Origin of the sequence: Novacetimonas pomaceti, assembly GCF_003207955.1 — a bacterium.
Classification (GTDB): Bacteria; Pseudomonadota; Alphaproteobacteria; order Acetobacterales; family Acetobacteraceae; genus Novacetimonas; species Novacetimonas pomaceti.
On sequence record NZ_NOXG01000016.1, the window covers coordinates 14,453 to 40,938 of the forward strand.

25 protein-coding genes are annotated in these 26,486 nt (G+C 67.0%); 11 read left to right on the plus strand and 14 right to left on the minus strand.

The genetic code is table 11. The annotated features are described in order from the left end of the window. Nucleotides 1-21 precede the first annotated feature (21 nt). The 6 genes from CFR71_RS11585 to CFR71_RS16915 all read right to left on the minus strand — a co-directional run bounded on the left by CFR71_RS11585 (nucleotide 22) and on the right by CFR71_RS16915 (nucleotide 5,454). Nucleotides 22-2,187 carry an EAL domain-containing protein gene (locus tag CFR71_RS11585; protein WP_239020387.1) on the minus strand — a complete coding sequence of 722 codons (2,166 nt, stop codon included), beginning with the start codon at nucleotides 2,185-2,187 and terminating at the stop codon, nucleotides 22-24. A 197-nt stretch (nucleotides 2,188-2,384) separates the two neighbouring features. After that, the gene (locus CFR71_RS11590) at nucleotides 2,385-2,651 is read right to left on the minus strand and encodes a hypothetical protein (protein WP_133251141.1); all 267 of its coding nucleotides are present in this window, start codon (nucleotides 2,649-2,651) and stop codon (nucleotides 2,385-2,387) included. Between the two features lie 10 nt (nucleotides 2,652-2,661). Next, the gene (locus CFR71_RS11595; RefSeq protein ID WP_408891850.1) at nucleotides 2,662-3,633 is read right to left on the minus strand and encodes a metal ABC transporter substrate-binding protein; all 972 of its coding nucleotides are present in this window, start codon (nucleotides 3,631-3,633) and stop codon (nucleotides 2,662-2,664) included. Next, nucleotides 3,630-4,493 carry a metal ABC transporter permease gene (locus CFR71_RS11600; protein WP_110531266.1) on the minus strand — a complete coding sequence of 288 codons (864 nt, stop codon included), beginning with the start codon at nucleotides 4,491-4,493 and terminating at the stop codon, nucleotides 3,630-3,632. Before CFR71_RS11600 ends, CFR71_RS11595 begins: the two co-directional genes overlap by 4 nt. Beyond that, a complete protein-coding gene (locus CFR71_RS11605; RefSeq protein ID WP_165832098.1) occupies nucleotides 4,490-5,305 on the minus strand; it encodes a metal ABC transporter ATP-binding protein in 816 nt (271 codons plus the stop codon). Before CFR71_RS11605 ends, CFR71_RS11600 begins: the two co-directional genes overlap by 4 nt. Then, nucleotides 5,302-5,454 (minus strand): hypothetical protein, encoded by a 153-nt coding sequence (locus CFR71_RS16915; protein ID WP_165829154.1) that lies wholly within the window; start codon nucleotides 5,452-5,454, stop codon nucleotides 5,302-5,304. The genes CFR71_RS11605 and CFR71_RS16915 overlap by 4 nt, the downstream gene beginning before the upstream one ends. A 177-nt stretch (nucleotides 5,455-5,631) precedes the next feature. Between CFR71_RS16915 and CFR71_RS11610 the strand changes: the two genes are divergently transcribed. From CFR71_RS11610 to CFR71_RS11620, 3 genes are all read left to right on the plus strand, one after another. Beyond that, on the plus strand, nucleotides 5,632-5,820 hold the full coding sequence (locus CFR71_RS11610; protein ID WP_110531270.1) for a YqaE/Pmp3 family membrane protein: 189 nt from the start codon (nucleotides 5,632-5,634) through the stop codon (nucleotides 5,818-5,820). 170 nt (nucleotides 5,821-5,990) lie between these two features. Then, nucleotides 5,991-6,635, plus strand: a complete 645-nt coding sequence (gene grxB / locus CFR71_RS11615; RefSeq protein WP_110531272.1) for a glutaredoxin 2 — start codon at nucleotides 5,991-5,993, stop codon at nucleotides 6,633-6,635. Nucleotides 6,636-6,767: 132 nt separating this feature from the next. Next, the gene (locus tag CFR71_RS11620) at nucleotides 6,768-7,106 is read left to right on the plus strand and encodes a hypothetical protein (protein WP_110531274.1); all 339 of its coding nucleotides are present in this window, start codon (nucleotides 6,768-6,770) and stop codon (nucleotides 7,104-7,106) included. 48 nt (nucleotides 7,107-7,154) lie between these two features. Here CFR71_RS11620 and CFR71_RS11625 read toward each other — a convergent pair whose 3' ends face one another. Continuing rightward, nucleotides 7,155-7,367, minus strand: a complete 213-nt coding sequence (locus tag CFR71_RS11625; RefSeq protein WP_110531276.1) for a hypothetical protein — start codon at nucleotides 7,365-7,367, stop codon at nucleotides 7,155-7,157. A gap of 174 nt (nucleotides 7,368-7,541) precedes the next feature. On the opposite strand from CFR71_RS11625, the gene CFR71_RS11630 reads away from it, so the two are divergent. After that, nucleotides 7,542-8,381 carry an acid phosphatase gene (locus CFR71_RS11630; RefSeq protein ID WP_110531278.1) on the plus strand — a complete coding sequence of 280 codons (840 nt, stop codon included), beginning with the start codon at nucleotides 7,542-7,544 and terminating at the stop codon, nucleotides 8,379-8,381. Nucleotides 8,382-8,539: 158 nt separating this feature from the next. On the opposite strand, the gene CFR71_RS11635 is transcribed toward CFR71_RS11630, so the two are convergent. Beyond that, on the minus strand, nucleotides 8,540-10,630 hold the full coding sequence (locus CFR71_RS11635) for an AAA family ATPase (protein WP_239020388.1): 2,091 nt from the start codon (nucleotides 10,628-10,630) through the stop codon (nucleotides 8,540-8,542). Nucleotides 10,631-10,671: 41 nt separating this feature from the next. On the opposite strand from CFR71_RS11635, the gene CFR71_RS16565 reads away from it, so the two are divergent. Both CFR71_RS16565 and CFR71_RS11640 read left to right on the plus strand, forming a co-directional pair. Next, nucleotides 10,672-10,830, plus strand: coding sequence for a hypothetical protein (locus CFR71_RS16565; protein WP_165832099.1), 159 nt, complete (start codon nucleotides 10,672-10,674; stop codon nucleotides 10,828-10,830). Nucleotides 10,831-11,495: 665 nt separating this feature from the next. Beyond that, nucleotides 11,496-12,203, plus strand: coding sequence for a preprotein translocase subunit YajC (locus tag CFR71_RS11640; protein WP_110531280.1), 708 nt, complete (start codon nucleotides 11,496-11,498; stop codon nucleotides 12,201-12,203). Between the two features lie 96 nt (nucleotides 12,204-12,299). On the opposite strand, the gene CFR71_RS11645 is transcribed toward CFR71_RS11640, so the two are convergent. Then, entirely contained in the window at nucleotides 12,300-13,550 is a 1,251-nt protein-coding gene (locus CFR71_RS11645) for an MFS transporter (RefSeq protein ID WP_110531282.1), read from the minus strand. A gap of 363 nt (nucleotides 13,551-13,913) precedes the next feature. On the opposite strand from CFR71_RS11645, the gene CFR71_RS11655 reads away from it, so the two are divergent. Next, nucleotides 13,914-14,549, plus strand: a complete 636-nt coding sequence (locus CFR71_RS11655; protein WP_110531286.1) for a MarC family protein — start codon at nucleotides 13,914-13,916, stop codon at nucleotides 14,547-14,549. Nucleotides 14,550-14,710: 161 nt separating this feature from the next. Then, nucleotides 14,711-15,871 carry an aminotransferase class I/II-fold pyridoxal phosphate-dependent enzyme gene (locus tag CFR71_RS11660; RefSeq protein ID WP_110531288.1) on the plus strand — a complete coding sequence of 387 codons (1,161 nt, stop codon included), beginning with the start codon at nucleotides 14,711-14,713 and terminating at the stop codon, nucleotides 15,869-15,871. A gap of 111 nt (nucleotides 15,872-15,982) precedes the next feature. On the opposite strand, the gene CFR71_RS11665 is transcribed toward CFR71_RS11660, so the two are convergent. From CFR71_RS11665 to phoU, 3 genes are all read right to left on the minus strand, one after another. Next, the gene (locus tag CFR71_RS11665; protein WP_239020389.1) at nucleotides 15,983-17,335 is read right to left on the minus strand and encodes a sensor histidine kinase; all 1,353 of its coding nucleotides are present in this window, start codon (nucleotides 17,333-17,335) and stop codon (nucleotides 15,983-15,985) included. A 62-nt stretch (nucleotides 17,336-17,397) separates the two neighbouring features. Further along, entirely contained in the window at nucleotides 17,398-18,147 is a 750-nt protein-coding gene (locus CFR71_RS11670; RefSeq protein ID WP_110531356.1) for a winged helix-turn-helix domain-containing protein, read from the minus strand. 65 nt (nucleotides 18,148-18,212) lie between these two features. Then, nucleotides 18,213-18,941: a phosphate signaling complex protein PhoU gene (gene phoU, locus CFR71_RS11675; protein ID WP_110531358.1), complete on the minus strand. Its 729-nt coding sequence runs from the start codon at nucleotides 18,939-18,941 to the stop codon at nucleotides 18,213-18,215. A gap of 206 nt (nucleotides 18,942-19,147) precedes the next feature. Between phoU and CFR71_RS11680 the strand changes: the two genes are divergently transcribed. After that, entirely contained in the window at nucleotides 19,148-21,649 is a 2,502-nt protein-coding gene (locus CFR71_RS11680) for a TonB-dependent receptor (RefSeq protein ID WP_110531290.1), read from the plus strand. Here CFR71_RS11680 and CFR71_RS11685 read toward each other — a convergent pair. Continuing rightward, nucleotides 21,598-23,058: an MFS transporter gene (locus CFR71_RS11685; RefSeq protein WP_110531292.1), complete on the minus strand. Its 1,461-nt coding sequence runs from the start codon at nucleotides 23,056-23,058 to the stop codon at nucleotides 21,598-21,600. The two genes, CFR71_RS11680 and CFR71_RS11685, sit on opposite strands and share 52 nt — an antisense overlap. 68 nt (nucleotides 23,059-23,126) lie before the next feature. After that, complete coding sequence (gene panB, locus CFR71_RS11690) at nucleotides 23,127-23,942, minus strand: 3-methyl-2-oxobutanoate hydroxymethyltransferase (protein WP_110531294.1); 816 nt, start codon at nucleotides 23,940-23,942, stop codon at nucleotides 23,127-23,129. Between the two features lie 237 nt (nucleotides 23,943-24,179). On the opposite strand from panB, the gene CFR71_RS11695 reads away from it, so the two are divergent. Further along, nucleotides 24,180-25,349 carry an acyl-CoA dehydrogenase family protein gene (locus tag CFR71_RS11695; protein WP_110531360.1) on the plus strand — a complete coding sequence of 390 codons (1,170 nt, stop codon included), beginning with the start codon at nucleotides 24,180-24,182 and terminating at the stop codon, nucleotides 25,347-25,349. Nucleotides 25,350-25,560: 211 nt separating this feature from the next. Next, complete coding sequence (locus CFR71_RS11705; protein WP_110531298.1) at nucleotides 25,561-26,484, plus strand: glucosamine inositolphosphorylceramide transferase family protein; 924 nt, start codon at nucleotides 25,561-25,563, stop codon at nucleotides 26,482-26,484. The last annotated feature ends 2 nt before the right edge of the window (nucleotides 26,485-26,486 follow it).

Consider the following 26,486-nt stretch of genomic DNA (forward strand, 5'->3'; position numbering starts at 1 on the left):
CCGGGACCGGGCGGGGCGTTGTCAGGATCGCGCGCGGATCCATTTTTCCAGCTCGTCCGCGGGCAGGGGCCTTGCGAACAGGTAGCCCTGCATCACGTCGCACTTCAGGTCCTCCAGCAGCTGGCGCTGCTGCTCGGTCTCCACCCCTTCGGTCACGACCGTCATGCCCAGCCGGTTGCCGATGCCGATGACCGCCGTCGTCACCGCCTGCGCGTTGGTGTCATGTTCGAAATCGTTGATGAAGCTGCGGTCGATCTTGATTTCCGTCAGCGGCAGGCGCGTCAGGCGCGACAGCGAGGAATAGCCCGTGCCGAAATCATCCATCGACAGGCCGACGCCAAGGTCGCGGATGGCCTGCAGCACGTCATGCGTGGTCTGGCCGCTTTCCATCATGACGTTTTCGGTGATTTCCACCGTCAGGCGATCGGGCGTCAGGTCGTATGTGCGCAACAGCCCCGCGATGTATTCGGGCACGCTGTGGTCGCCGAAATGCGCGGCCGACAGGTTGACCGCCACGGTGGGAACGTGGATGCCGTCGCGGTCCCACTGTCCCATCTGGCGGCATGCCTCGCGCAGGGACCACCGGCCGATGGCCGCGATCTGCCCGGTTTCCTCCGCCACCGCGATGAAGCGCGAGGGGAAGATGTTGCCCAGGTGCGGATGGTGCCACCGCGCCAGTGCCTCCACCCCGTACAGCGCGCCCGTCATCGTGTCGATCTGGGGCTGGTAATTCAGATGCAGCTGTCCCTTGGACACGGTTTCATGCAGCGCGCTGCCCAGCAGCAGGCGGTCCTGCGCCAGGCGGTTCTTGTTCGAATCCGCGAATTTGTAGGTGCCGCGCCCTTCGCTCTTGGCCTGCTGGAGGGCGAGATCGGCATGGCCAAGCAGGGATTCCCCGTCCGGCCCGTCATCGGGATAGCACGCGATCCCGATCGACACCGACAGCGTGATGGTGCTGTCGTTGACTTCGATGGGGTCGGCAACGGCGCGGATGATCCGCGTGGCCTGGTTCATCGCCAGCGCGCGCGGGCAGTCGGGGATAAGGACGATGAACTCGTCGCCGCTGCTGCGGCTGATGATGAAATGTCCCGCCGACAGTGCCTCCAGGCGTTTCGCCACCACGCGCAGGAAATTGTCGGCGTGGATGTGGCCCAGCGCGTTGTTGATGTCGCGGAAGCTGTCGATATTGAGGACCATGACCGTGAACGCGGCGTCCTGGCGGTCCGATGCCATTTCCACGATATAGCGGTTGAGCGAGGAGCGGTTCAGCAGCCCCGTCAGGGTGTCGCGTTCCGACAGTTCGGAAATGCGCTGCCGCGCCGCGTCGCGGCCCAGCGCCAGCGTGCAGAACGGAAGGGCCGCCTTCACCACCGCGCGGGCCCATTCCATCTGGCCTGCGTCACGCAGGTAGATCGCAAGGATGCCCGCCGGGGTGCCGTCATGGGTGGCGACGGGTACCGCCTCGCACCCGATGAAGCCGAACGCGCGCGCCAGCGCGGTATGGCGCGTCCATGCAAGGTCCAGCGCCATGGCCGGGTTGTCCTTCATGGCGGCGATTTCGGCGGGGCCGGGCACGCAGGCCGCCAGCGCATTGCGCATGCGCCGCGGCAGCGTGGCGGTGGCGGTGATGTCCACCCGCCCGTCATGCCCGCCCGGATGCAGCAGCACCGCGCAGCAGTCGGTAATGGTGTTTTCGATCCTGCGGCACAGGAACTCCCCGCTCTGGTCAAGGGGCAGCTTTTCGGACACCAGGCTGCGCAGCAGGTCATTGCGGAGCTGCAGGATGCTTTCGGCAAGGTAATCCTGCGTCACGTCGGCCATGATGCCCATGTAGAAGGTGCCCGCCTGCCCCGGGCGCACCACCTGCGACAGCGACAGCCGCCCGCGCCGTGTCTCCCCGCCCGCAGTGACGAACTCCACGTCGCGGGTGGTGCCGACGGTGTGGTCCTTGCCGGACTGCCGGTGGCGGGCGATGAAATCGTCGTGGTCGGCGCGATAGGGCGGCGGCACGAGGCAGCGGACATTCTTTCCCATGACCTCCGCCCGTGGGATGCCCCAGAGCGTCTGGGCCGCGTCATTATAGAAAACGATGTCGTTGCGATCGTTGATCAGGACCACCGCCTCGGGGACATGCTGGAGGACGAGGTCGGAATGCTGCAGGACCGGAGAATGCGTATAGGCTGTCATATCATCGTTTTTCTTCTGCAATCCGCTACCGGCGCGAAAACGTCCGGGCCAGAAACAGCAATGACCACCCTGTCCCGCAATGGCGCCCGCAGCAGGCGTCATGGGCATCTGCGTCACACAGGGTCATTCAGCCGGTTCCCTATTCCCCGTTTATCCCCTTGGCGGTATTCATACAAGAATGCAACAACCCTTGCGTGTCATGGCGACGGGCGGCATCCTGCATGATCGATGGCGCGGGGCGGTCTGTCGCGGTTTTCGCGCCCGTTTTCACGCCCGCGTGAACCGCCTGTCACGGCGTGCTTTTTCCCGTCGGGCGATCCGGATTTCCACAGGCCGTGTTTCCCCGGACCATGCTTCCCGGACCATATTTCCCGGGTCATGTCGCCATCGGCGATGCGGGGATGCCCGTTCTTCGCCGGATGGCGCGCGGGGGAGGGCATCTGCTGGCGCCGCCCTGCGCGCAAGGCGCCTTTCCTATGGTGGGGGCGCCTGTCGCGACGCCATCATCGCCGGGACCATCAGGTCCACGTCATGGCGGATCATCGACAGGTAATCGGGTGCCGGCCCCCCGGGGGGGGAGAGGGATTCCACGTACATCGTGCCGCCCGGACGCGTGTCCGTCGCGCGGGCGACCTGCTGCACCAGCCGTGGGTCCGCCGTGTTTTCCACGAAATAGGTGCTGACGCCCAGTGCGCGGATCTGGCGGATCAGGGCGGCGATGTCGGCGGCGGCGGGTTCGGTTTCGGTCGACAGGCCCTGCGGCGCGATGAACGTCACGCCGTATTCACGCCCGAAATAGCCAAAGCCGGTATGCCCCGTCAGCACCCGGCGGCGGTCGGGCGGGACGGTGGCGATCCGTTCGCGCACGTAACGGTCCAGCGCCTGCAGGCGCCCCAGATAGGCATCGGCGCTGGCGCGGAAGGCATCGGCATCGTCCGGGTCCGCGCGGACCAGCGCATCGCGGATGTTGCGCGTCCAGATTTCCACGTTGGGCACGCTGTTCCACACATGCGGGTCGGTCACGTCGCGCCCGTTCTCGCGCATGTCGCGCGTCACGATCCCGTCGGACACGGTGACGGGCGCGCCATGGTATCCCGCCGCGCGGGCCAGCCGGACGAACCATGTCTCCAGCCCGTCGCCGCTGAGGAAGATGAGGTCCGCGTCCTGCAGCCTGCGCGCGTCGGCGGGGGCGGGTTCGAATTCGTGCGGGTCGCCATCGGGCGGCACCAGGGATGTCACATCCACGTGCGCGCCGCCCACCTGCCGCACCACGTCGGCCAGCACGGTGAAACTGGCGACGGCGCGCAGCGTGCGGGCCGCGGCGGGGAAGGTGCAGCCCATGACGGCAAGGCACGCGCAGCACGCGACAAGGGGCAGCAGGCGGGATTTCACCGCGTGGCGGCGGGACCTGTGCCGGGGAAAAGGCATCCCGGGAAAAGGCGTCATGGCCGTGACGCCAGCAGACGCCGCGCCACCCCGGCCGGGCCCAGCAGCAGCGACAGGATGTAGAACAGGCTGCATGTCAGGATGATCGTCGGCCCCGACGCCATGCGGTAATGGAACGACACCAGCAGCCCGCCCAGCCCCGACAGCGTCGCCACGGCCGAGGCCATGCCCATCATCGTCCACAGCCGCCGCGTCCACAGGCGCGCCGTGGCGGCGGGCAGCATCATCATCCCCACCGCCATCAGCGTGCCCAGCGCCTCGAACCCGGAGACGAGGTTGATGACCACCAGGAACAGGAACAGCATGTGGCACGCCGCGCCATGTCCCCCCACCAGCCGCATGTAGCCCGGATCGACGCATTCCATCACCAGCGGCCGCCACACGACCGCAAGCACGCACAGCGTCAGCGTCGTCACCCCGCCCATCAGGCACAGGGTCGGCGTGTCGATCGCAAGGATGGTGCCGAACAATACATGCAGAAGGTCGATGTTCGACCCGTGGGAAGAGACGATCAGCACCCCCAGCGCGAGGGAGGTGAGGTAGAAGCTGGCGAAGCTGGCATCTTCCGACAGGCGGGTATGGCGGCTGACCAGGCCCGACAGCAGCGCCACGCCAAGGCCCGCGACAATGCCGCCCAGCCCCATCGCCATCATCGACAGGCCACCGGCCAGCAGGAAGCCGATGGCCGCCCCCGGCAGGATCGCGTGGCTCATCGCGTCGCCCACAAGGCTCATCCGGCGCAGCTGCAGCAGCACGCCGACCGGCCCCGCCCCCAGCCCCAGCGCGGCGGACGCCACAAGCGCGCGGCGCATGAACCCGAAATCCGCGAACGGGGCGATGAACAGGTCGTACGGGTTCATGCCCACGCGTCCGCCGCGGCACCGTCGGGGCGCGTCCCGTCGTCCGGGCCCATGGGACAGGCAAACATCGCATTCGCGCCATAGGCCTGTTCCAGCAGGGCCGGCGTCAGGATGTCACGCGTCGGCCCCCAGTGCGCGGCCCCCCGCGCCAGCAGGACGACGCTGGGGAAATGCTGCGTGATCTGGCGCAGGTCATGCAGCACCGCGATGACGGTCCGTCCCTCGTCACGCCAGTGATCGACAAGGTGCAGCAGGTCGCGCGTCGTGGGCGCGTCCAGCGCGGTAAAGGGTTCGTCCAGAATGATGACCCGCGCGTCCTGCATCAGCAGCCGCGCGAACAGCAGGCGCTGGAACTGCCCGGCCGACAGGTCGCCGATGGCGCGTTCCTCCATCCCCGACAGGCGCACATGCTTCAGGCACCGCGCCGCGCGTTCGCGCAGGGCGACGTCCACCGCCCCGAACGCCCCGGTCACGCGCCACGCGCCCGACAGGACAAGGTCCGCCACGCACATGGGAAACCCGCGATCGATGTCGCGCGCCTGCGGCAGATAGCCAAAGTCGCGGGGCCGCTGTCCGCCGTAATCGATATGCCCTGCGCGCAGCGGCACCTCGCCCAGCAGGGCGCGCACCAGCGTGGACTTGCCCGCCCCGTTCGCCCCGGCTATCGCCGTCAGGCTGCCGGGGGCGAAGCTGCCGCTGACATGCTGCCACACCGCCGCGCGGCCATAGCCCGCGGCGATGTCATGCAGCCGGATCGGCCCGGCGCGGCCCGCCGCGCATGCGGCGTCGGGTGTGGCGTCGGTGCCGGTCATGGCAGGCGCGCCGCCCAGAGGATCGCCAGCCACAGCAGGCCGACGGGCACCCCCATCCATGCCAGGCGCCATGCCCATGACCGGGCCATCCAGGTCTGCAACGCGGGCGCTGGTGGGGACGGGGGCCGCGCCCCGGACTGTCGTGTCATGGCCTGTTTCATGCCGCGCGGGGGCGCGCGATCCATAATGTTGTTATATTATAACGTTTCCTCATTATACCCCCTGCCTTCCCCCGGTCAAGGCGCCCGCGCCCCTGCGAAGTCCTGTGGCATGCGCGACGCGCCCGCGCTAGGATCATGTTTCCCACAGTCACAGGAGGCGTGAAAATGCGCCTTGTCCTTGCGTTGCTGCTGCCATGGCTGCAGTTCTTTACCATCGGGCGTCCCTTTGCGGGGATCGCGTGCCTCGTGCTCCAGCTGACGGTGATCGGCTGGCTTCCCGCCGCGATATGGTCGGTCTATGCGCTGGGACAGTACAAGACGGACCGCAAGATCGCGCGCATGGCCGGCCGATGAAATGACGCAGGCCGCGCGGTCAGGAACTGCGTTCCATGATAACGCATTGATGGAAATAACAGAAGTTTCCGGATGCCCCCTGCCCCGAAAAGGGGCGTTTTTAGGAACATCCCCATGATGCGCGGGATGCGCCATGGGCAAGGTCAGCAACAGGCTTCAGAAAGGCAAGGATGCGACTCTACAGCTACGACCACTGTCCCTTCTGCGTGAAGGCGCGGATGATTTTCGGACTGAAGGACATTCCGGTGGAGGTTGTCACGCTGCTCAATGACGACGTGGCGACGCCCACGCGCATGATCGGCGCCAAGATGGTGCCCATTCTGGAACAGGACGGGCGGTTCATGGGCGAAAGCATGGATATCGTCGACCATGTGGACGCCATGGATGGCCATCGCATCCTGACCGGCGCGGCCAGACCGGAGGTCGGCGCATGGATCGGCAATGCCGGCGCGGTGGCCTTCCGGCTGATCCTGCCGCGCGTCGCGGCCGCCCCGCTGGAGGAATTCGCCACGACCGGGGCGCGGGCCTATTTCATCCGCAACAAGGAAAAGATGGTCGGCCCCTTTGGCGCGCTTCTCGACGACAGCGCCGGGATGATCGCGCGGATCGATGCGCTGCTGCGTGAACTCGCGCCGCTGGTCCGCAGCCCGCGCGCCGTCAATGGCGAACTCTCCAGCGACGATATCCACCTGTTCGCCCTGCTGCGCAGCCTGAGCATCGTGGCCGGCATCGACTGGCCCGCCCCGGTCGATGCCTACTGCCGGACGATGGCGCGGGCATCGGGGGTGCCGCTGCTTGATGGCGTCAGCGCATAGGCGCCCTGCGTGGCAAAGTGACCCATGTCATTGAACCGTCATGCGTGGCGGGGGTTTGTGGGTATGTCACGACCCCCGCCGCAGCATGGCCGCATCGGTCGGGGGCAGTCACCGAACAGGCAGGAGGCCGCGATGTCGCGTTTCACGAATGATGACGACCGTCCCGATGACGCGGGGGCGGGCAGGCATGCCACCGCCCGCAGCCTGGCGGAGGCGGGAATCCGCGCTGAACAGGCCGGCGATCAGGCGCGTGCCGACGCGCTGTTCGATCAGGCCGAACGCACCGACCCCGAGGCGCTGGAAAACGTGCTGATGGAAAATCCCGCCCCGCGCAGGCGCGTGTCCGGCCGGGGTTTTGGCGATGACGCCGCCGTCGCCCGCGCCACGCGGGAGGTGGAACCCGGATCCGACGCCCCGTCGCGCGCGGGCATTACCGACAACGGCAGCGGGGCCGATTCCGAACGCCGCTGACCCCATGGCTGACCCCATGACGGGCGGCGGGGACTGGCGGGGCGGGGGTTACAGCGATGGCCCCCACATGCCCAGCAGGAACAGGATCGCGCCCAGCGCCATCATGACGATGTGGAACATCACGTCGCCGGGCATCGCCGTCAGCGGGTTCATGTGCAGCGACCGCACGAACTGCGCCACCACCAGGATCGCGCCACCGACGCACAGGGCGATTCGAAGGGGGCTGATATTCCCCGGCAGCAGCGATGGTTTGCGGTTCATGTCGTATCCATTTGGGAAATGTCAGTCCCATCATGCCATAGAAAATCCCGTCTTTGAACCGGTTGCAACGACATGGCCGCATGCGCGCGCGTGACGGGGCGGATTTCATGCGACCTGTTATTGAGAATATGAAATAAAGTCCGCTCGTCGATTCTGAAGGAATGATGGAACAGCATGGGCAGGGGATTTCCGCATGGGCGCGCGTGGCGCGGCGGTACACGCGGCATCGTGGGCGCGTGTGTTCTGATGGGGGGTATCGCGGCGGGCGCGTCGCCGGGATGGGCGCACCGCGCGGCGCCACCACCACCAGGTCCCGCCCTGCCGGACGGCCGCATTTTCCTGCCGCCCCCGCCGCCCGCCGAAACCGCCGGCAGCGCTGCCGACGCCAGCATCTTTGCCGATACGCGCGTGCTGGAAAACAGCGAACGGTGGAAACTGGCGCAGCGTGACGCCCGCCATGGGGTGGGCCACATGCTGGCGGCCTTTTCCTGCGCCGCCGGATTTACGCTGACGCCCGCCCACCTGCCCCATCTGGAGGCATTGCTGAGCCGCATGGAGGCACGGGTCGAGCCCGTGATCGAACAGGAAAAGGCGCAGTGGAACCGCCCGCGCCCCTATTCCGCGATCGAACTGCCCCTGTGCGTGGCCGAACGGGGGGAGGTGGCGCGAACGCCGTCCTACCCTTCCGCCTATGCCACGCTGGGCTGGATCACGGGATCGGTGCTGTCGGACATCCTGCCCGAGCGCACGGCGCAGATCATGCAGCGCGCCCGTGTCTATGGTGAAAGCCGGGTGATCTGTGGCGTCCACTGGCGCAGCGATGTCACGGCGGGATGGATGAACGGGGCGGTGCTGTACACCGCCATGCGGCAGGAGGCGGATTTCGCCCGCGAACTCGACGCCGCGCGGACGGAGGTCACGAACCTGCGCGATCACCCGCCCGCCCATGTCACGCCGCCCGATCGGGGCGAATGCGCGCAGGAAGAGGACGCCGCCGCCCACACGCCCCAGTAACGATAGCCTTTGACCGACAAAAGTTTTTGGTGAAGCTTTTTTCAAAAAGCTTCGAAGAACACCGCCTTTTTGAAAAAAGGCGGCACCCAAAAACTTTTCATTATTATTGCGGCTTTCCCTGCGAACGACTTCTGGACCCGGCCGCCCGGGACGGGGGCTTACATGGAAAAGCCGATGGTCTGGCTGCCCTCGCGCCCCTGGCATTCCGCCGCCAGCAGGTCGAGCATCGCCTGCGGGGTGGCGGGCGTGTCCAGCAGCGCGCGCCTGCGCACCACAAGGGCAAAGTCCGAAGGCGTCAGCGTGCGCAGCCGGTTCAGCCCCTCGGGCGCGGGCAGGTCGAAAAACCGTTCGAACGCGTGCCGTGCCTGCGGGGCCGTCAGGTAATCGAACCGCGCGCGCAGCAGGAAGCGCCGCATGCTGGCGGGGTCAAGGCGCGCGGCCAGGTTGGTGGTGCACACGAACGGCAGCGGGTGGCTTTCCATCCATGTCAGCATCTCGTTCACCTGGCTGACCTCCCAGTTGCGTTCGGCCGCGCGGCGATCGCCCAGCAGGCTGTCCACCTCGTCGAAAATCAGGAAGGAGCCGGTATCGCGTGCCTCGGCAAAGGCGGCGGCGATCTGCTGTTCGCTCTGCCCGACATATTTGTCCAGCAGGTCGGAGGCGCGTTTCTGCAGCACCGGCAGTTCCATCATGTCCGCAAGATAACGGGCATAGGCGCTTTTGCCCGTGCCCGGCGGCCCCGACAGCAGCAGCGATACGGCCTGTGGCGCGCCCGGACGCGACAGGCGCGTCGCCAGCGCCGCAAGGTCGCAGTCGGCATTGACCAGCCCCGCGTCATAACGCGCATCGCCACCGGCGGGCGGCACGACGACCCGGCCGGCCGACGCGGCCTGCGTGATGCCGGTCGCGATGGTGCAGACCATCGACGAATCGCCCCCCGCCAGCCGCGCCGAACGCAGCGCGTTGCGCAGGATCGCGGGCGGCGCCGGGATGGCGCGCGCCAGCGTCGCCGCCGCGTCGGGGGTCAGGGGCACCTTTTCCTCGCGCGCCATGTCCTGCCACAGGCGCGTGCGCACCGCGACGCCGGGCTGGCGCATCTCGATGCACAGGGCCATGCGGCGTGCGATGGCCGGGCCAAGCATGTCGAGGTCGTTGGCCGTCCAGATCACCGGCGTTCCCCCCTGTTCAAGCAGGCGGTGGAAGAAGACGCGGCTGTAGGATTGCGGGGCCTCGAACAGGCCGGTGGTGAACAGGTCCTCCGCCTCGTCAAACAGCAGGACGGAAGAGGTGTTGCGCAGGAGGCGCGTGCTGCACCGCAGGTCCGCCAGCCGTTCATGGCGCGATGGCTCGTCGCCGCTGCTGTCGGCCTCCCCCACGGGATAGAGCGTCGCGCCGACATGTGCTGCAAGGGTCGCGGCGAATTCGGTCTTGCCCGTGCCCGGCGGCCCGTACAGCAGGATGTTGATGCCGCTGGCATGGTCGCGCACGGCGGCGGTCAGGATCTTCGCCGCGATTTCCGCCTGTTCGCCCATATGGGCAAAGGCGTCCCACGGCAGGGTCGCCGCGCGCGGCTGCCCCAGCAGGAGGGAGCGGATGTCCCCCACCACGCGCGCGCGCCGGTTCATCAGCGCCATCAGGCGCGGCAGCAGCGTGATGTCGCCATCCTCGTCCACGCTCATCAGCCCGCTCATGCGCAGCTGCCCTTCGGGGGCGAGGGCGGCCGCGATCTCCACCTCCGGCCGGCCCAGAAGCATGTGCAGCAGCGAGATATCCTCGCACAGGAATGGCCCGCGGGACCTGTTTTCGCACAGGTCGTCCCACAGCTGCTCGAAATGGCCATTGAGGCGATAGCACATCGCAAGGCCAAGGATGTCGGTCGCCGCGTCATCCAGCCCCGTCGCGCGGCGCAGTTCCGACAGCCACGCGTCGAGATAGCCGCCACCCTGTCCCGCCTGCGTGTCGCGCGCCTCCTCCAGCGCGTGGCCGAGGCGTTTCCATTCGGTGGCGGTGGGCGGGGTGTCGCCGTCGCGGCGGCTGAGCGCCGGCAGCGCCTTGTCCGGCAGGCCAAGGTCGGGCTGCGCCTGCACCGCGCAGCGCACCAGCGATCCCGCGTCGCGCGCGCCACGGTGGATGGATCCATGCAGCGCGCACAGCATGTCCAGCAGCCGGCGCATGTCCCCCTTGACCCGTGACGGGCGCGGGGCGGGCACGCGGTGATGGGCCGGACGTCTGCTTCGGGCAAGCGGCATCGGGTCGGGTCTCCTGCTGTTGGGGGAAGAATATACGGACCGTGGCGGCAAATGTCGTGGGAAAAGGTGGCGGCTTTATCCCCGATGGCGCGGCCCGTCGTGGCGGGGCGGGGGATGGCCGATGGAAAATCGCGTGGGTCGACAGGGGCTTGGCCGGCCGTTTCCTTCGCCTGTGCATGATCCCGCGCAAGATACGTTGATCCGGTCGGCCCATTTCCCCGCGTCGCCGCATGGCCGGGGGAGGGGCCGGGACGAAAGGGGATCCATGCCGGTGGGGCCGCCATGTCGCCGCCACGTCCATATCCGATATGGGGGTGGCATGGGATCAGGAAAAGGGCCGCCAGCCATGAAACCGGCGGCCCCGTCCGCAGGCGGGCTGGATGTTGCGTGGCCGCCCTGCCTGTCGCGGACATGTCCCTGCGGTCGATCCGCAAGGGATGTCGCGGGCCACATCGTCATGCATGACCCGGCCATGACCCGGCCGATATCGTGAAAAGACATCCGGGCGGGAAGGATGCTGTCGTGGTAGCCGGAGCATGCTGACGCGCGCGGCATCCGCACCCGCGACAGCGCAGGCAGGGCCCTGTCATGGACGAATTGCCCAACAAATTGCCCGGCGCGCGCGTGAACTGATCGGTATTGCCATCCTGTCGCGGGCGGCGGAGATGACCGGCCACGGCCGCCCGTGTGGCGAACCTTCCGCCATGCGTGGCGTTTTTGACGCAGGAGGAGGAAAAAACCACGCCCGACACTGTTTGTCTCGATTGTCGCGCCCGGGCGATACGATACTGGCGCAGGCCCTTCCCCCGACTGGGAAAGGCGGCATGTACCAATCTGGATATTATTTGGACGGAAAAGATTCGATATGAAAATCAAGACCCCGGCGGCCCTGCGTTTCGTGCCGTCCGTCTTTGTTCCCGGCCTTGCGGCATTATCGCTTGGCGCGATGACGATGGCGATGACGGTGGGCGCGCCGCACGCCGCCCGCGCCGACACGTCGGTCATCATGGGCAACCAGGTTTCCTCGGCCACGGTCGAAACCGTCGATCATGAGGCCGGCACGGTCCTGCTGCGCGATCATACCGGTGACCTCGTGACCGTGCGGATCCCGCCAGAAGCCCGCAACGTGCCCCGCCTGCAGGCGGGCGACAAAATCAACATCCGTTTTTTCAAGACGATGGACGCAACGATCGTACCCCCCGGTACGCAGCCGCCCGTCTCGACCGTAACGTCAGCCAAGGGATATGCCGGGCTGCATCCGCACGGCATGCTGGTATCGAACCGCCGCGAACGCGTGCATGTGCTGGCGGTCGATCCGGCGCACAATATCATTACCTTTGACGACCCGGACGAAATCACGCGCACGGAGGTCATTCATGACAAGGCGATGCAGCCCCTGCTGGGCACCGTAAAGGTGGGGGATTACGTGGATGTCACCGTAACCGACGCCGTGTCGTTCGAGGTGACGAACCGCGTCATCGCCCCGTCCGCCACCGTGCAGCAGGCCCCCGGCCAGAAAGGCGATGTCCAGAAAGGGGACGCCCCGCCAGCCAGCGCCCCGTCCGCCCCGTAAGGCAGCGCCATGGCGGAATGGCCGCGCCGGGCGGGATTCGCCATCCCGCCCGGGATATTCCCCCGGGATCATTCCCCCGGGATTATTCCTCCGGGGTCATTCCGCCATGCTGGCGGCGTCGCGCATGTCGCGCCGGCACAGCAGCAGCACGGTGAACAGCCACACGCATCCCGCCCCAAGCCACAATGTGCCCGAAACGCCGAGCATCAGCGCCAGCGGGCCGGATATCGCATAGCCAAGCGGCAGCAGGCAGAACGAGCCGAACGCGTCATAGGCCGAAACGCGCGACAGGCGGTCCGGCGGGATCGCGCGCTGCAGCGCTCCCTCCCATATGACATTGACATTCGCCATCTGCATCCCGCCCAGCAGGAAACACGCCCCCTGCATCCAGTAGGGCAGGGACACGGCAATGCTGACCGGCCCCAGCGGATAAACCAGGAACCATAACAGCACGGCGCGGATCGGCCGGGCCGGGCGCACCCGCAGGGCGATGCCCCCGCCAATCAGCGCCCCCAGCCCCATCAGCGCCAGCAGCCCGCCCCAGTGTGGCGCGCCACCCGGCCGGTGGGCGAAGACAAGCGCGCCCAGCACTTCCGTCGGGCCCCATGACAGCATGTGTATCAGCCCGAACAGGCAGACCATGAGCCACACCCACGGCCTGCGCACGAACTCGCCCCAACCCTCGCGCAGTGCGCGCGGCAGGGGGAGGTCGGCATCCGTCCGCGTCTGTGCCTCCTGCCGCGTGACAGGCCGCAGGCACAACAGCAGCATGGCGCTGATGAGATAGCTCAGCGCGTCAAGCGCGATGGCCCAGCCCGCGCCCATGCCCGCCACCAGCACGCCGCCCACGGCCGGGCCCAGCAGCACCGCAAGCGAGGTCGCGATCATCACGACGCTGTTGGCCGCCGCCAGCCGGTCGGGCGCGACGATCTGGGTCAGCAGCCGGTTGCGTCCGGGCGTGTCGAACGCCGTTCCCGTCCCGACCAGCGCCGCCAGGACAAGGAGTGCGATGAAAGAGGGGTTGCCTGCAATCAGCAGCGTGGCCAGCACGCCCTGCGCCCCCGCGCGCAGCAGGTCGGCCGCCATCATGATGCGCCGTGGCGCAAGGCGATCCGCCACGACCCCGCCCACCAGCATGAAAAGCGCCATCGGCAGGGCCTCCGCCGTCAGTACCGCGCTGACCCGTCCCGCCCCGGCACCCCTGGCGAACAGGGCGAAGGAGAGTGCTACCGGCACCATCATGCTTCCGAGGACGGAGATGAAAGTCCTTGCCGCATACAGGGCAAGGTCCCGTTGCATGCGCGGGCCGGTCCCGGCCTGCGCGGTGCGTCGCGTGCGTTCCGTCATGCCGCCATTTGGACGGGACGCCCCATCACCGTCAAGGCACGGCCCGACACGCCTGTTTCCGCAAGGGGAAGGATTTTTTCAACAATGTGACGTTCCCTGAAGCTTTTGAAAAAGTCTTCGCCACAAACCTTTTCATGATGGGAATGCGATGCAGGCGTGCCATAAGCACGTCCGGTCCCCGGCTTCCGTCGCGAAGGCGTCATCAGGGCCGGGATCCCAATTCCTTGAACTGGAAAACGCGACCGGCTGCGATATGAAAGGCGCGGCCCCGCCGGGGAAAAGGTTGGCAGGCGCGCGTCATGACAGTATTGGATATTTCATTTTCCCCTGACATGCGCGGCATAATACGAAAGACATCGACCATTGGACCACACGGAAATCGTCAAGGCGCTGGGCACGTTTCTCGCCATCATGAACCCTTTCCTCAGCCTGCCTGTCTTTCTGGCGATGACATCGGGATTCTCGGTGGCCCAGCAGCGCGTGCTGGCCATCAAGGTGACGGTGTTTTCGGCCATCATGTGCCTGGTCATCCTGCTTGCGGGGCAGAAGATCATCGGTTTCTTCGGCATTACCATTGACCAGTTCCGCGTGGCGGGCGGTATCGTCCTGGCCCGGATTTCGTGGTCGATGCTCAATGGCAGCAGCATCCCCTCCCACCAGGGCAGCCATCAGGAACAGGCGCAGCTGCAGAACCTTTCCGGACTGGCGTTCTATCCCCTTACCTTTCCCATGCTGATCGGCCCGGGCACGATCGCGACCATCATCATCTATACCGGCCATGGCAGTTCGCTGGCTGACCTGGTGGAAATAGGCGGCATCATCGCGGGGATACTCCTTGTCCTGTTCGCCACCCTGTTCTTTGCCTCCGAGATCGGCAGGGTCATGAGCGAGACCATGCGCACCATCACCACGCGGCTGATGGGCATGATCCTGCTGGCCATTTCCGTCGGCATGGTGATTGCGGGGATCAAGGCGGTGCTGCCTGGCCTGTCCCATTAACACGCTGGAATCATGAAAAGTTTTTGGTGAAGCTTTTTTCAAAAAGCTTCGAAAGATGTCGCCTTTTCCGATAAAAGGCGATACCCGAAAACCTTTGTCATTCTATCAGCAGGTTATTTCCAGACAGCCTCCAGGGCTGTTTTCCCCGTCCCGAGGTTGCCATGCCCGTTCCGTCGATCGATCCCTTCCACGCGCTGTCCATCAGTGCGCTGGCGCATGAACTGGCGGCACAGGGACGCAGCATCATCCATATGGAATTTGGCCAACCTTCCACCGGCGCGCCGCGCGCCGCGCTCGAACGCGCCCGGCACGTGCTGGCCACCGACCCCATGGGGTATTGGGAAAGCCAGCCGCTGAAGGAACGGATCGCCCTTCATTACCATGAAACCTATGGCGTTTCGGTCCAGCCCGCGCAGGTCATCCTGACATGTGGCGCATCGCCGGCCCTGGTGCTGGCGCTCATGACCAGCTTCGTGCCCGGGGCGCGTGTGGCCATGGCGCGACCGGGTTATGTGGCCTATCGCAATGTGGTGCGCGCGCTCCATATGACGCCGGTTGAAATCCCGTGCGGGGAGGAAGAGCGTTTCCAGCTGGGCGCCCGCGCCATCGCCGCGCTGGACCCCGCGCCGGAAGGCCTGATCCTCGCCAGTCCCGCCAACCCGACCGGGACCATCGTGCCGGCTGATGAAATGCAGGCCATTGCCGACCTCTGCCGCGCGCGCGGAATTTGCGTCATATCGGATGAAATCTATCATGGCCTGAGTTTTGGCGCACGCGCGCGCAGCATTCTGGAATACGATCCCGACGCGCTGGTGGTGAACAGTTTTTCCAAATACTTCAGCATGGCGCCGTGGCGGCTTGGGTGGCTGGTCGTGCCGCCAGCGAAGATAGAGGCCGCCCGGGCGCGGATGGGCAACCTGTTCCTGCCGCCCGCCGCCCTCAGCCAGCATGCGGCCCTTGCCGCCTTCGACTGCCGCGATGAACTTGACGGGCATATGAAGACCTACCGGCGCAATCGCGACCTGCTGCTGCGTGCCCTGCCGGAAATGGGCCTGCGCCATATCGCCCCGCCGGACGGCGCGTTCTACATCTATGCCGATATCCGCCACCTGACGGATGACAGCATGGCGTTCTGCAGGCGCCTGCTGCTGGATACGGGCGTTACGACGGCGCCCGGCGTCGATTTCGACCCCGTGGACGGGAAGCATTTCATACGTTTCAGTTTCGCCGTGGCGACGGACCTGATTGAAGAGGCCATCCGCCGCATGGTCCCGTGGTTTCGCCAGCAGGCGGACCTTACGTCCGGTGGCGTCCCGGTTTAGATGCGTTGCGCCTGCGAAAAAGGATCAGGCACGGCCCGGTCGGTCTCTGTCCACGCGCGCGGCATCCGGGAATAACATGTTGATGAAAAATTCCGGAAGCTTCCCTTCCCGTCAGGAGGCTTCCGCACCCATATCGCCCGATGCGACATCGGCAGGGAGCACATCGGCGGGCGGCAGCCACAGCATGCAGCGCGTGCCCTGTCCTTCGGTGCTTTCGATCAGCAGGCGGCCCCCGTGGCGGTCCACGATATGCTTGACGATCGCAAGGCCCAGCCCCGTGCCCTGCTGCGCCTGTCCCGGCACGCGATAGAACTGTTCCGTCACGCGCGGCAGGTAACGCGCGGGAATGCCGGGGCCGTTGTCCGATACCGTTACCACCACGCCGCCCCCGGCGGGCCACGGCGCATGCGGGCCGCCATCGCGGCCGGGCGCGTTGGCCACGCCGATATCGACATGGGCCTTGCGTCCCGGCACGCCGGGGGCGTACCGGATGGCGTTGCCCACGAGGTTGAGCATCACCTGCACGATCTGGTCGCCATCGGCCATGACGGGCACGACCCCCGGCGCGACATTGAGGGCACAGGTGATGTCCGCCCCCTCCAGCAGGGGACGCGCCTCGTCCATCGCGCGGGCGATGACGGCGGCGATATCGACGCGCGTGCGCGGGCGCTGGTGTTCGACCATCTGCACCCGCGACAGGTAGGACAGGCGTTCGATCAGCCGCAGCATCCGTTCCGCCTGTCCCGCCATGATGCCCAGGAAGCGCGCGCGCGCGGGCGCGTCGTTGGCGGCAGGCCCCCGCAGGGTTTCGATGAACCCCGACAGGGCCGCCAGCGGCGTGCGCAGTTCGTGGCTGGCATGGGCGACGAAATCGCCCCGCATGCGATCCAGCGCGTCCTGTCCCGTCCGGTCCTCCAGCAGGGCGACCACGACGCCGCGCGGGTGGGCGTTGCGGCCGGACGGCGTGGCAATCCGGCGCATCAGCACGCGCACCACCCGACGCACCGGCACATCGAGCGCGACGGTCGTTTCCGCCGTGGTGGACAGATGTTCCAGAAGCTGCTGGGTCGCGGGATGCCGCACGATCGCGCCCAGCGTATCGCCGAACATGTCCCGCGCGGAGGAGGAGGCATAGGCAAGATCCCCGCGCGGGCCAAAGATGATGCACGCGCCGGGCAGCAGGTCGAGCATGTGCGGCAGCGCCGCGACCGGGTCGGCCATGGTGGCCGCGTCCCTGCCCGCGCCGGGCTGGCCGCCATCCCCCCGGCTTCCACTGCCACGGGCCACGTCGTCCCGCGTCGCCTCGCCCCGCGCCGGGGCCACGCGCGCCTGTTCGCGGGCGGCGTCATCGTCGCGATGGCGCGGGCGACGGATACGCGTCACCACGGCATGGAGCAGCGCATACCCCCCGCCACCGGCCACGAGACCCGCCAGCAGGTCATGCATGCAGGCGCGCCGCCCCACGCGGCATCGTCACGATGCCCCCACGGAACAATGAACCCGCGCTCCCGGCCCCATGGCCGCCATCAGGGCGTCACGTGGCCGGATACGTCGTCAAGGGCGTACCCGCTGGCGCGGACGGTGCGGATCAGGTCCGGCAGCCCCCCTTCGTTCAGGACGCGGCGCAGGCGGCGGATATGCACGTCCACCGTGCGCGATTCCACATGTACCCCGCGTTCCCAGACCGAACGCAGCAGATCCTCGCGCGAGAAGACGCGGTTGGGGTTGCGCATGAAGAATTCCAGCAGGCGGTATTCCGTCGGGCCAAGCGAAAGCACGCGCCCCGCGCGCGTCACGCGATGGCTGACGGGATCGAGCACGATATCGACGAAACGCAGGACCGCCGTCGCATCGTCCTGCACGATGGGGGGGGCCGTCCCGCCCGTGGACGCCACGCTGCGCCGCAGCAGCGCGCGGACGCGGGCATTGAGGGTTTCCATCCCGCACGGCTTGGTCAGGTAATCATCCGCGCCGGTATCAAGGGCGTGGATGCTGTCATTTTCCGCCGTGCGCGCCGTCAGCATCAGCACCGGCACGTCGGACATGTTACCGCCGCGCGCGCGCAGCCTGCGGCACAGGTCCACCCCCGACAGTCCCGGCAGCATCCAGTCCAGCACCAGCAGGTTGGGCTGCCACGATCCCACCTGTTCCAGCGCGTCCAGCCCATCGGCCACGGCCCGCACCTCGTATCCCGCGGCCTCCAGGTTATAGGTGACAAGGACCGAAAGCGCCTCGTCATCCTCGGCGACGAGGATGCGGGCGCGGCGATCGGGCAGCGCGCGCTCCGGCGGGCCATCGGCGGCGGCGGGGGAAACGGACGGCGGCGTCACGGATGGGGACGTCACTGCGCGTCATCCCCCGGCGGGGGCGCCGCTGCGGCGGAAAAACCGCCACGCGGCCGCACGACCGGCAGGATGTCGCCCGTTACGGTGTAATAGACGCGCTCGGCAATGTTGGTGGCGTGGTCGCCGATGCGCTCCAGGTTCTTGGCGATGAACAGCAGATGGGTGCAGGGCCCGATATTGCGCGGGTCCTCCATCATGTAGGTCACGAGTTCGCGGAACATCGCGGTATAGAGTTCATCGACCGCCGTGTCGGACTGCCATACCTCGTACGCCTTTTCGGGGTCGCGCTGGGTCATGGCGTCGATCGCGCGGCGCAGGTTGTCCTGTACCAGCCGTCCCATGCCCCGCAGCCCGCTGAGCGAGACGCGCGTGCCCAGCAGTTCCGTGCGCAGCGAACGCCGCGCGATGGAGGCCGCGCAGTCGCCGATGCGTTCCATGTCGCCCGTGATCTTGAGGGCGGAGACCACCTCGCGCAGGTCGCCCGCCACGGGGGAACGCAGGGCGAGGATGCGGATCACCATCGCCTCCACATCGCGTTCGAGGACATCGACCTGCGGGTCGAGTTCCGGGGCGGCGGCGGCGGCGTTCTCGTCATGGTCGACAACGGCGGCGACCGCCTGCGACGTCTGGCGTTCCACCAGCCCGCCCATGCGAACCATCATAGCGCGCAGCCGTTCAAGTTCCTGCTCGAAACTGCTGACGATATGCGTGGATTCCTGTCCCATCTGCCCCCGTTCCATTCCCGTGTCCGCCCCGCGCCCGGCCGTGGGGCGCGCATTTCACCTTGTTTTCAGGGCTTATCGACGTGCCTTTGGGTATATTATATCGGCCGGATGTTTCTTCAAGACACAAAGCCCCTGTCCGCGACATTGTCATCTTTCTGAAACATAACTGTTTTTTCAGACCTTTTCCGTAAGGATTTCCCGAACCGATGCCCCTTCGCGTCCCTCCATCGCGCCGCCTGGCGGATACCCGCGCGGCATCGCGTCCCGTACTGGTCGCCGTGATGGTGGCCATCGGGGGGACGAACGGCGTGGCATGGGCGGCCGCCAGCGCCCCGTCGGACGCCGCCACGCACGCGGGGCCGGCAACGGGACCAGGAACGCGCGCGCGCGCAGGGCAGGCGCACGGATCGCAGGCGCATGGATCGCAGGCGCACGGGCAACAGACACACGGGCAACAGGCGAATCCCCCCGCGCCCGCCACGACGCACGAACATATTTCCGTCACCGGCATGCACCCCCACGGCCACCAGCCCGGCGGCGGCCTGCTGCGTGAGGAAAAGGCGGCAAAGTCCCTCAGCACCATCGGCACCGATTTCATGGACAAGCAGGCCCCCTCGGCCACGGCGTTCGACATGGTCGCGATGCTGCCCGGCGCGAATGTCGCGACCTCCGACCCGCTGGGCTTTTCGCCGGAAACCAACATCAACGTGCGCGGCATGGGCGGGGATTCGATCGGATACCTGCTGGAGGGGATGCCGCTTAATGACATCGCCTATTACAATGGCTATCCGGGGCAGTTCGCGGATACGGAAAATTACGAGACCGTATCGCTGGCGCAGGGATCGGCGGATCTGGACGCGCCGGTACTCAACGCGGCCGGCGGCCTGATGGAAATGACGTTCCGCGACCCGTCCGAACATGCCGGCGGTTTTGCCGACGTGTCGTACGGGTCTTACAACACCAATCGCGAATTCCTGCGGCTGGAGACCGGGAACATCGGGCATACCGGCATCCGGGGCTTCGTCTCCTACTCCCACGGCTATACCGACAACTGGCGCGGGCCGGGGCATGACGAACGCCAGCATATCGATTTCAAGTTCCTGCGCGAATGGGGCGACGACAACCGCATTTCCGTCATCGGCACGTGGAACAGCATGGTCGCCAGCTATTACCCGCTGGTGGACAAGGCGGACTGGGGCCGCGCGGGGCCGTTCGGGGCGGCGGACAACCTTGCGCGCACCTATGACACCAATGACGCGGCGGGCGGCGCGGATTACTGGAAGCTCTATCGCCAGCCCGAACGCATCTTCTATGTCGCGGCCCCCGCGCGCTTCAACCTGACGCACGGGCTGCGGCTGAAGATGACGCCCTATGCGCAGTGGAGCTATGGCAACGACCCGTCGGGCACCACGCTGGCGGACGCGGGCATGTATGCCGAAGGGCAGGCAACGCCGCGCGGCGTGCCGGGCGTGGACGACATCGTGCGCGCCAACTGGACGCAGAACAGCTATCGCGCCGGGGTGAACGCCACGCTGGACTGGCATATCGCGAACCACGACCTCGTCCTCGGCGCGTGGTACGACTATTCCGATGATAATGAAAAGCAGCCCTTTACCGCCGTCAACGCGCAGGGGGATGCCGCCGACATCTGGGTCGACCGCATCAGCCGCACCATCCTGACCCCCGACGGGCGGCAGCTGCAGGCGGGGGGATTCCATTCCATCGCGCAGACCAATGCCCTGTACGTGGGCGACCGGATGACGTTCCTGCACAAGCGCCTGCATCTGGAGGTGGGGTTCAAGGACGTGATGCTCGACCGGCACGGCAGTACCACGGATGCGGCGTGGGACCAGACCAACGTGGGCACCAACACCTCCATCCCGCTGCCGCGCATGGCCATCAGTTACCAGATCACCCCGCGCCACCAGGTGTTCTTCAACACCACCACCAGTTTCCGCACCCCCGATGAATCGGCGCTGTTCACCACCTACAGCCCCATTACCGGGTCGCTGGACCCCAACCGGGTGAAAAACCAGTATTCCGTGTCGGAGGAACTGGGTTACCGCTATTCCGGGACGTGGCTGATGGGCGGGGTCACGCTGTTCAACTATGACTTCACCAACCGTGAAATCCAGACCACCATAGACGTGAACAACGCGACCGTGGCCTCCACCCTCAATGGCGGGGGGCAGACATCGCGCGGGGTGGACGTGGAAATCGGCACCCGCCCCTGGCATCACTGGAGCCCCTATCTTTCGGGCGAATACCTGCACGCCACCATCGACGACGACATTTCCGTGGGCGGCGACCTGCTGGCGACGCGGGGGCGGACCGCGGTCAACAGCCCGACGCTGCAGGCCTCTGCCGGGATCAGCTATGACGACGGGCATTTCTTTGGCATGGCGAGCGTCAAGTATGTCGGCCACCAGTACGCGACCTTCACCAATGACGAACGGCTGTCGGACCACGCCACGGGCAACCTTGCGTTCGGATACCGCATGGACAGCCACTATTTCCTGTCGCGGCCGGAATTTCGCATGAACTTCATCAACATCACCAACCAGCATTACCTGTCCGGCGTGGCCGCCCCCACCTTCAACGCCCATGACACGACCGGCGTGCATGGCACCACCATCGCGGGACAGGCCCCGACCTATTACGTGGGCGGCGGGCTTGCGGTGCTGTTCACGGCATCCACCGGGTTCTGAGGCGCAGGGGTCTGACACGCAGGCGGCGCGGCCCCGGATGTGGCCCCGGATGCTGGCCCGGACGCGACCACGGGCGCGCGACACAGCAGCAGCACCATCGCCCCGGCCCCAAGGAAGGCACAGGCCGGGATGGCAAGGAACCCGGCGCCGATGCCCGCGCGCGCGGCCGCCGCCTGCGCATGGTCGCCCGCCACCAGTCCCGATCCCGCCAGCAGCCACGCCAGCATGCTGCCCCCGCCGTCAAAGGCGAGCTTCGACGCGGTGGAATTGAGCGCCCACGCCAGCCCCGCCGTGCGCACGCCGCTGCGCCGCGCGCCATCTTCGACATAATCCGCCAGCAGGGCGAAGCAGGCCGGGTTGCACACCCCCATGCACGCGCCGAACAGGCACGTCGCGGCGATCGTCACCCCCCAGCCCGGCGGGGCCAGCCACGCCAGCGCCAGCCACGTCCCGCACAGGCATGTCCCCACCCCCATGACGCCGCGGTTGCCCCACCGCCGCGCCAGCGCGCCGCTCGACAGGCTGCCGCACAGGCCCAGCACGTTCATCGCGCCCAGCATCCATCCCGCGTCATGGTCGCTGCCGCGCAGCACGAAACGGACGTAATAGACCAGCGCGCCGAACATGAAGGTCGAGCCGAGCATGACAAGGATCATCGCCCCCGTCAGGCGCAGCCACCCGCCATTGCGCAGCAGGGCGCGCGCCAGCACGCGCACCGGCTGGCGGCCGGGATGCGCGCCGACGCGTTCATGGCACAGCCGCGCGACAAGCCCCAGCAGGGCGGCGACCACCACGGCCACGCCCATCATGAACAGCATGAAGCCACGCCGCCTGTCGCCATGGCCCAGCCAGTCCACGCAGGGCATCGTCATGACCGCGATCAGCAGGGCGCCAAGTCCCGCGCCCACCATGCGCGCGCTGGCAAGGCGCAGGCGGATTTCGGGCCGCGCGGAAATCAGGCTGGTCAGCGCGCCATAGGCGGTGTTGGTCACGCTGTAGGCCACGCACAGGCCCATATACGTCACGCAGGCCCAGACATACCGCCCGGCCCCGGTGGCCGCGTCGCCGCCGACGGGCACGAAGGCCAGCACGATCATGACGGCGAACGGCACAATCCCCATCCGCAGCAGCGGCAGCGCCTGCCGCCCCGCCGGGCGCCGGTCGATCACCATGCCGACCAGCGGGTCGGTCACGATGCTGAGCGCGCGCGCACACAACAGGATCAGCGCGACGCAGGCGGGCGGAAACAGGCAGATATCGGTATAGAAATATTCCAGGTAGCTGAGCATCAGCCCCCAGATGATGTTGAACGCAAGGTCCCCCGCCCCGAACGCCAGCAGTTCGCGCCGCCCGAAGGGGGGCGGCGGCGCGTCGGCCATTACAGGGGAAAGGGGAAGGATCCGCACCACGCCATCACTGCCGTATCAGGAAGGGATCAGCATGCCATGATTTTCCCGCCCGCGTCCCGTTTCATTCCCTAGCGGCCGGTTCCGAAACACTGCGCGTCGGTGGGGAAGCGGCGGTGGCGCACGTCATCGGCGTAACGCGCGACGGCATCGTCGATCATCGCCCCCACCTCGGCATAACGACGGACAAAGCGGGGCGTGAAATCGCCGAAGGCGCCGATCAGGTCATCGACCACCAGCACCTGCCCGTCGCAGGCGACGGACGCGCCGATCCCGATGGTCGGCACGGACAGCGATGTCGTAATCTCACGCGCCACGGGTTCGACCGTGCCCTCGATCACGACGGCAAAGGCGCCCGCCTCGGCAATGGCGTGGGCGTCGGCGCGGACCTTCGCCGCCTGCTGCGCGTCGCGGCCCTGCGTGCGGAAACCGCCGGTCGTGTTGACCGCCTGCGGCATCAGGCCGACATGCCCGCACACCGGCACGCCACGCTGCGTCAGGAAACGCACCGTTTCGGCCATTTCCGTCCCGCCCTCCAGCTTGACCGCGCCGCAGCCGGTTTCCGCCATGATGCGCGCGGCATTGCGAAAGGCCTGCGCCGGGGATTCCTGGTAGGAGCCGAACGGCATGTCCACCACCACCAGCGCGCGGTGCGAGGCACGGACAACCGCCGCGCCATGGGCGATCATCATGTCCATCGTGACGCCCACCGTGCTGGGCAGGCCATAGACCACCATGCCCAGCGAATCCCCCACCAGCATGACATCCACATGCGGGTCGAGCCGCTGCGCCACGGGGGCGGTATAGGCCGTCAGCCATACGCCCGGCACGTCGCCCTTGGCCACGTCACGGATGGTGCGGCGACGCGTCTGTGTGGTGGTGCTCAATCAATCCTCCCGGCATGCGGGCGCGAAAAATCCACTCAGGACGTCGCGCCATTCTCCCTTTTCCGATATCGCAGCACGCATGTCCTTGTAAATGCACACCCGCGCTACGGGCGTGTCGCGCCGTGCCGGCCCTCCATGATCCGGCCCTGCGACGCATCACGTGCAATGCGCCGCATGCAATCCGGGCGGACATGCCATAGGATGGGCCCCGTCCCCCACCACCGCAGGACAATGACGATGCAGCATCCCTCCACGCTGGACGCTTCCACGCTGGCCCGCCTGCGCCAGCTTGCGGCGCGTTTCGCCACGCGTGCCCCCGCCCATGACCGCAGCGGCGACATCGCGACCGAAAACCTGGCGGAACTGCACCAGGCCGGGCTGCTGGGGCTGAGCGTTCCCGTCGGCCATGGCGGGCGTGGGGCGCCGTTGCGCGATCTTGTCACCGTCGTGGCGACGCTGGCGGGTGGCGACCCGTCGACGGCCCTGATCGTGGCGATGCAGTACCTGCAGCACGCCGCCATCGCCGCTGCCGCCACATGGCCGGAGGACCTGCGCCGCAGGGTCGGGGAAAGTGCTGTGCGCGAGGGCGCGCTGCTCAACGCCCTGCGGGTGGAGCCCGACCTTGGCACGCCATCGCGCGGCGGGCGGCCCGCGACGCGCCTGCGGCGGGAGGCGGGGCGGTGGCGGCTGGACGGGACCAAGATCTATTCCACCGGCTCGACCGCCCTGCGCTGGGGGCTGGCATGGGTCAGCACGGACGAAGATCCCTTCCGCACCGGGCAGGTGCTGGTGGACATGCGCGCGCCGGGCATCCGGATCGAGCCGACATGGCACCAGATGGGCATGCGCGCGACCGGCAGCAACACGGTCATCTTCGACAACGTCACCGTGCCCGACGACGCGATCGTGGACCTGCGGCCGCCGGATGCGTGGAAGGACGGCGACAGCTTCACCGCGCGATGGCACGCCATCCTTGTCGCAGCGCTGTATGACGCGGTGGCGCGGTCGGGACGCGACTGGCTGGTGTCGTTCCTGCATGAACGCGTGCCCTCCGCCCTGGGCCGCCCGCTGGCGACGCTGCCGCGTTTCGAGATGCTGCTGGGTGAAATCGACTCGCTGCTGATGTCGAACGCGGCCGTCCTGTCGCATGCCCTGTCGCGGGAGGAGGGCGGGACGCTCGACCTTGCCGACGCGAACCTGGCCAAATACGTCATGACCGAAAACGCGATCCGTGCCACCGAACGTGCCATCGCGGCCATCGGCAACCCGGGGCTGAGCCAGGATAATCCGCTGGAACGGCATTACCGCGATGTGCTGTGCGGACGCATTCACACGCCGCAGTCCGATACGGCGCTGATGCTGTCGGGACGCAAGGCGTTAAATGAACGTCTGAAAACAGGTGCCTGACGTAAAGACAGCAAAAAGTTTCGGGGTGCTGCATTTTTCACAAAGGCAGCGTTCTTCTGAAGCTTTTTGAAAAAAGCTTCACCAAAAACTTCCATCTGATTCAGGGGATGTTTCAAAATGGTCCCGGCCATGGTCCCGCGCGCCATCCGTGATAGAATCCCGCATCACCAGCAGGCCATCGCGGCGCGGACAGACGAAAGAGGAGACAGCCATGGGACTTGGACGGACGGATATCTGGCGCACCGGCATTGTCCACGCCCCGATGGCGCAGATCCTGCGCGATGGCGGCGTGGCGGGGCATGAGGTCACGTGGCTGGACAATCCGGGGCGGTTCCGTTTCATCGCCGATCCGTTTGGCGTGTGGCGCGACGGGCGCCTGTACCTCTTTGCCGAGGCCTATGATTACCGCGTCAAGGTCGGGCGCATCGACGTGTTCGTGTTCGACCGCGACCTGACGCTGCTTGAACACTGCCCGGTCCTGAACGAACCATGGCATCTGTCCTATCCGGTGATGGTGCATGATACGGACGGCACGCTTTACATGATGCCGGAATCGGGAAAATCGGGGCAGCAGCATCTGTACCGCGCCATCGACTTTCCCTATCGCTGGGAACGCGTGGCCGATTTTTGCTTCCCCGGCGCCATTGTCGATGCGTCGCCCATATTCCATGACGGGCGATGGTGGCTGTTTTACGCCCCGTGGGGGCAGTGTGCGACCGACCGCATCAGCCTGCTGCATGTCGCGTGGGCCGAACGCCTGACGGGACCGTGGCACCCGCATCCGGGCAACCCGGTGCGCCGCGACATCCGCAGCACGCGCCCCGGCGGCACGCCCATCGTGACCGAAACCGGGCTGGTGCTGCCGACGCAGGACTGCGCCCGGACCTATGGCGGGGCGATCACGCCGCTGCATGTCACGCTGCTGACCCCTGATCGCTTCGGGGCGGAGGCAGGGCCGCCCCTGACGCCACCACCCGCGTTCGCCCCATATGACGACGGGATGCACACGCTGTCGGCGGCGGGGGATGTCACGCTGATTGACGTCAAGCATACCGATCCGTCCGTGGCGGGACGCGCCATCGTGGAACTTGACCGTCTGGTCCTGCGCCGGGCGCGACGGGCGGTGGGGCTGTGACA